The following is a 5011-nucleotide window of genomic DNA, read 5'->3' as shown; positions in this document are numbered from 1 at the left end:
TGCCTCCGGGGTCTCGCCTGCCCGTCTTGGATGCGTCTCAGCTGGAACCGTTCCAGCCGTTCGCGGAATCGTCGGATCATGTCTCATCTCTCCTTTCGGCCGTTCTGGCCGTTGTGGTGTCGCCGGTTTTGGCGGGGTCTGACGGGGCGTCGGCTCCGTCAGGGGTGGCGGGGAAGGCGTCTTGTCGTACGCCGCACGTGCTTCAGGTGGGACGGTCGTGTCAGGATGTTTCGGTTGTTCGTTCGCCTGCATCCCGCGTTTCCATCGCCATGGTTGTGGGGGTGGAGGGCTCGCCTCTCCGGTCTCGGCCGATCCGGTCGATGAATCCGGATCGGGTTCCGCCTGTCCGGTCCGGGCAGGCTCACCCGACTGTGACATCTGCGGTCCATACCGTACATGCGGTCTCGCGTCTGCGTTAGGTGCCGGTTCTGACGGGACCGATTCCTCCTGCGTTCCGGGCACTGAACTCTCGCCGGTCACCTGCCCCACCGCTTTCTCCTCATCGGGCTGTGGGTTTTGCCACTTCCAACGTTTCCGAGGTGTCGGTCCCGTTTCTGGTGTCGATTGTTCTGTCCCGTCAGGCGTTGCCTGTACGTCCTTCGAGGCGGGCGAGGCGTCCGGTTTCGATTTCGTCGCGCCACCCTTTGGCGGGTCTGCCTTCCAACCGTTCTTGGCGTACTTGGCCAATGGCGATCGGGACGCCACGGTCGATGTCACGTCCGCCGATGATCCGGTCTTGTCCTTCTTCGAGTCGCCGTAGTCGATTCTGAGCGGGACCGGCAGGGCGTCGTTCTTCTTGCCCTTGAGCGTCTCGGCCGATCGTTTGACCGCCGCGGCGCCCGTCATCGCGCCAATCCCGGCAGAGAGTGGGGCGGTGAACACCGAACCGCCCGCACGGGCCATGTCGACGCCCTCGCGGAGTCCGGCACGCGTTCCGAACTTGTTGTCAAAGTAGGTGATCCCTTTGAACAGCCCGATCGTCAGGACGAACAGACCGATCAGTTTGGCGAGCCCGCCCTGATCCGACGCGAACAGCAGGTTGCTGAAATACAGATAGAGCCGGAACCCGAGGACGAGGATGACGAGCGTCAGGAGCTTCTGGGCAAGCTCGCTGAAGATATTGCGCATCGTGTCGCTCTCCCGCGCGCCGATGGCGGCCGCGATCGGGGCGAGCACCTGCGCGAGCAGAATCTCATACAGCAACATCATCGTCTTGAAGGCGACGAACACGAGCGCGAACGCGAGTGTGACGAGCTGGACGAAAATCGGGAAGAAGTCGATGTGATAGCGGTAATAGCGGACCTCTCCGATCCCGAATAGCCCACCGTCTAATTCGACCGGTTCGTTTTGATCCGAGTCCCAGTATTGTGTCAGAATCTTTTCATCGAGAGCGCTTTCCATCATCTCGTCCGTGACCCGACTGAACGGGTTCAACAGGACGATGCCCTGACGGGAGTCCAACCCGTTCTTCTCGGAGATGCTCATCTCGCCCGGCGGCGTCTGCCATCCGTCCTCGATGAACCGTTTCACGTCATAGACGTTGTTCCGTACGACGATCTCCGACAACGGCGCCCCACTGTTGCCATCGCCCATCGCCTCCTCGACGAACACCTGACCACTGTCGCTCAGGTCGAGCCCTTTCGAGACGACGTCTGGCACGATCAAGACGACGACGATGGCGAAGAAGAACGCCTGGAACACGTTCCCGTACTTCATCGCGGGATTGACGAACATCATGTATCCGAGGATGACCCCTTGGATGACCATGAACGCCCAAAAGAACAGGACGAATACCCCTTCGAGTCGTCCGATGAGCGGGTTCGTGAAGAACCCGCGGAACAGCTCGTCGACGCCCGTATACAACGACTCGACGCCTTGAAGGAGTTGCATGAGCGCGACGACCCATTTCCAGAGCTCCCGGCGGAGGTGATCCGACCATAGGTTCGTCATGTCGAGGTATGGACCGAACGTCTCATACAGCGTTGCGGTGATTTCCATTTATCGTTCCCTTCCTTTCTGCCCGTTGTCCGGGCACGTACATAAAAGGACGGCCACATGAGGGCCGTCCCGGTTTCTTGCTTATTGATCGACGAGTGTCAACAGTTCACGGACGTCCTTGTCGACGTCACGTTCGATGTCTTCACGCGTCTTCCCACCCTCAGCGATGATGTTCTGTTCCCCTTGATGAATCTCACCTTCATGTACGAGACCAATTTCACTATGTGGAAAGTGGAATAATGCATAGATTCGATCATCATGGGGGTATTGTCTCTCATTAATAATAAAATAGTGGACATCATTTTCTTTAAACACCCGATCCACCATTTTCGAGATTTCAGACTCACCTTTGATGTCGAAACGTCCACCCTCATAGAAGAAGAACGTCTTGCCTGCCTCTAACATTTCATTGGCCTCGTCGTAGGTGATGATTGTCGGACCTTCACCCTCGTACAGCGTGTCGAGCGCTTCCGCCCGGCCACAGCCTGACAGCGTCAACAACAACCCACCGAGCAACAACAGGACACCGATTAGTAATACATTCCATCGCATTCGTTTCATGAGCGATCTCTCTCCCATTCTTGGATTATGATTCATCCCCTTTCTTCACGAGATAGGGGTGGATGAGTTCATACATTCGATTCTCATCGACAGGTTCTTTCATGTCGATCCGTCTTCCCAGTTCCATCACCACAAGTCCGATCCGTTTTGACAGGATCAGTTCTCCTTGTTTCAGTTCGAGCCACTCTTTGACCGTCCGTCGCTCCATTCCTGTCGCGTCAGACGAATTCGGCTCTTCGACGTCCGAGTCGTGAGGTTCCCCTTCATCCGGTTCGGGAGAAGGGCGGACAGGTTCCTCTTGCGTCGGTTCAGGGGTCATGCCGAACGTGTCGTCCAACAGGTCGAGCCCGGATGGTGTGGCAGGCGTCTCCGCCCCACTCTCCGACGTGGCCGGGACGTCCGTCCCGTGCGTCGGGAGGGGCATCAAGGAGGACTCTCGTTTGACCGTGGAGGGTTCAGATGGGGCTGATCCCTGCGTCTGTCCGGTGGACGCGTCCACGGTGTCTTCTGGGGCCGGAGCGCCCTCTGGGGGCGTGAAACGCGTGATCGGGCCGTCATACACACGGCGTTCGCGCCATGCGATGACCTGGTCCATGTATTCCTTGAACAACAGGTCTTTCTGTTCCTGCGTCATCCAGTCCTCGTCCACCGGTGATTCCGGGGCCGGGGTATAGCCCCGCCCGACCTTCGTCTCGACCGGGGCCGCAACTGGCGCGGGCGTCGAGGGCTCGGGCTCATGCGACACGGCGGTGGACGACAACATGTCCAGCGCCTGTGTCAGCGACGCCTGTATGCCCCCCTGATCCATTCGGACGTCTTCCCCGTCCTCCAACAGGCGCGCCACGTAGACGTCCGCCTGGACGTACATCAGCTCGTCGATCGGACGGTCGGCGTGCGCCGCGCGACTGCCGACCTCGCCGACGCTTCTCGACGGGTCGAACCACTCTGACAGGTACTCGTACCGGTAGCGCATCCGCGACTCGCCCTTGTTGAAGATCGGGTACGAGAACATCGGGCTCCCGTCGAGCCGTTTCCGTTTCAACGGACGGAACAGGATCCACTCGCGTTCCTGGAGGTGCATCAGCTCGTTCGGGGTCATGAGCGCGCGCTCATGGCTCGACTCGTTGAAGCTCTTGTCGAGCGTCAACAGCGCGCCCTGACGGGAGACGGTCGTCTCCGTCCGGTTCCCCAACAGGTCCGAGAACATCTTGCACGTCTCATAGTCCGCCGAGTGGATGAACACCTGGTAGCCACAGTTCCCGGCGACCGTCTTGGCGATGTGCTCGTTGTACTGTGCGACGAGCTGGCCGTACGCCTGGAGGTACAGGTGGAACCGGATGTTCCGGCTCAGGCACACCGTCACGATGCTCTCGAGTCCCTCGATCGGAGGCATGTTGCCGAACTCGTCAAGGATGAACAGCACCTCGCGCGTGCATCGTTGGCCCGGGCGTCGGGACGCCTCCTCGACGAGCAGGAAGTACAGCTGCTTGATGAACAGCGACGCGATGACGTGATACTTCCGGTCGTAGTCCGGGACGATGAGGAAGATCGCCGTCGGGCGCTCCTCGTCGAACCCGACGGCCGACAGGTCGACCGTGTCGAGGCTCATCATCCGTGCGATCTGGTCCGACGTGAACGCCTGGAATTTCTCCAGTAGCGACAGGCAGATCCCACTGCGCGCCTTCTTCTCGGCGAAACTGAACGAGGCGTACGCCGTCTTGGCAGGGTGGGACGGGTCCATCCCGTCGTAGTAGGCGTCGAGCGGGAAGAACTCCTGCCCGGTCTCGGGGTCCTTGATCGGACGATATTCCTCGAGCATCTTCGTCATCTGGTAGATCGTGACGCGGTCCCACGAATGGCGGTCATAGTAGGCCTCGTCCCTGCCCGGGACGAGCCGGCGCAATTGCTGCTCGACCTGCGCCGCCTCCTCGCACACGGCGAGGATCAGTGCCTTCGCGAGCGCGCGTGCCGACGATATCCAGAAGTTCGTCGGGTCCTTCGGGTCGTAGAAGAACGAGACCACGACGGTCTCGGCATAGGCGACGGCACGGTCGAGGTTCGGCCGGCCGCCTGTGGCCTTCGCCTCGGCGAGCCCCTGCCGATAGGCGCGGATGACCGCCCCGAGCGGGTTGTACGGCATCGAGTTCGTCGGGTCGGCCAGGTTCAGCGCGAGGACGCGGTACCCGCGTTCTTCGAGCGTCGCCCGGGACGCCGTGTAGAGCTCGCCCTTGGGGTCGTGTAAAACCATGCTCGACTGCTTCTCCGCCCGGCTGTACAGGTCGATCGACGGGAAGATCGACGTCTCGCCCTTCCCGGAACGGGTCGTCCCGTAGATCAGGAAGTTGTAGGCGTCGTCCTCGATATAGATGTCATAGCGCCCGTCCTTGCGCCGTCGGCGCGAGACGGGGAACCCGCCCTTCCCGGGGAAGCGTTCGCCCGCCTCGGGTACCGC

At 60.5% G+C, this 5011-nt stretch carries 3 protein-coding genes; all 3 read right to left on the bottom strand.

The window, feature by feature from the left end; all coding sequences use genetic code 11:
* Nucleotides 1-1998, bottom strand: a 1998-nt coding sequence (locus GVY42_RS16310; protein WP_159563838.1) for a pLS20_p028 family conjugation system transmembrane protein, incomplete at its 3' end; no start/stop codon positions are given.
* 81 nt (nucleotides 1999-2079) lie between these two features.
* Nucleotides 2080-2559: a hypothetical protein gene (locus tag GVY42_RS16305; protein ID WP_159563839.1), complete on the bottom strand. Its 480-nt coding sequence runs from the start codon at nucleotides 2557-2559 to the stop codon at nucleotides 2080-2082.
* A 25-nt stretch (nucleotides 2560-2584) separates the two neighbouring features.
* Nucleotides 2585-5011 (bottom strand): VirD4-like conjugal transfer protein, CD1115 family (locus tag GVY42_RS16300; protein WP_159565741.1); only part of this gene is annotated, 2427 nt, incomplete at its 5' end.

This window comes from Exiguobacterium sp. 8A (genome assembly GCF_902506275.1).
Classification (GTDB): domain Bacteria; phylum Bacillota; class Bacilli; order Exiguobacteriales; family Exiguobacteriaceae; genus Exiguobacterium; species Exiguobacterium profundum.
Note: the sequence above shows the minus strand (reverse complement) of the source record. Positions and strands in the feature narration are given on the sequence as shown.